Below are 1,069 nucleotides of genomic sequence, written 5' to 3'. Positions count from 1 at the left end.
ACCACATTCCGCACAGATGTGATTTTGCTTACCTTGCTTCACACCATTCTTACGGGTATGAGTAGAACCACAACGAGGACATTGCATGGCTAAGCACCTTGAATTCATACTTTATTATGCAACGCCCGCAAAGCTTATACATATAGAGGTTTGTAGGGGCAATCCCCCTGTGGTTGCCCAGATGTCGCGCAAGTTGCGTAATTCCTGAAAGAGAGAAAACGGTGGGTTGTTTACATTGCGTTTAAAACTCTTTCGATGGAGTGTGCTTCCCATTGAGTAAGGTTTCGAGCTGTGTGGCTCGATGAGCGTAGGTGTGTTCTGCCAAGATATGCTTACGGGCAGCTTCACCAATAGTACGGGCATTAGAGGGTGTTAGATTGCATAGGTGTTCTCGCACCTCACTGCCATCTTGGGCAACTAACGGGACTTAAACTAAGAACTAAGAATAAAACGCGTATAATTCAAGCAGGGAAACGATTCCACGTCGAGGAAGACTCATGAAAGAAACCACTCCCTCCGCCATGCCCCCATGCTTTGAGAAATGGTGTGGTCGGTTTGATGATGTTTTCAGCCATCAAGCCCAAAAAAAAGGGTTTAGACACTATTTGGGGGGATTATTGGGGGAAAGTGAACGAAAAAACTTAACTCAAATGTCAAATAACGCAGTAGGAGTGGTTTACCACCAATTGCATCATTTTTTAACAGAAGCGACCTGGGACGCACAGAAAATCAACGAGCGAAGACTGCAAGTAATGCAGCAATGCAGTCAAACGAAGGTAAAGAGAGGATTTACTTTAATAATAGATGATTGGTGTCCACAGGAAAAGTGGCAATGAGACGGCTGGAATCGGAAGACAATATCTAGGAGAAATTGGCAAAACAGATAATGGGGTAGTGGTGGTAACTACACATTTATATGATGGAGTAAAAAGCCTACCATTAGACAGGGCTATTTCATTCTAAAGATTGACTTCAAGTGGTTCAAGCTGAACCCACAACGACGCTGAGCTTGAGCCATGTTGTCAAAGCCTAAATCACGATACAGGTTGAGAGCTAGATTGCGGGCGAC

At 44.3% G+C, this 1,069-nt stretch carries 2 pseudogenes; one reads left to right on the top strand and one right to left on the bottom strand.

Annotated elements, in window-relative coordinates:
- Positions 1–241: 241 nt before the first annotated feature.
- A pseudogene (locus tag ACFW2W_RS19120) lies at positions 242–409 on the bottom strand (glycosyltransferase); the annotation flags it as partial.
- 88 nt (positions 410–497) lie between these two features.
- On the opposite strand from ACFW2W_RS19120, the pseudogene ACFW2W_RS19115 reads away from it, so the two are divergent.
- Positions 498–945 (top strand): annotated as a pseudogene (locus ACFW2W_RS19115) (transposase); the annotation flags it as partial.
- Between the last annotated feature and the right edge of the window lie 124 nt (positions 946–1,069).

The sequence above is a fragment of the Coleofasciculus sp. H7-2 genome (assembly GCF_042747725.1).
Lineage (GTDB): Bacteria > Cyanobacteriota > Cyanobacteriia > Cyanobacteriales > FACHB-T130 > FACHB-T130.
This window is presented reverse-complemented; position numbering and strand designations above follow the sequence as displayed.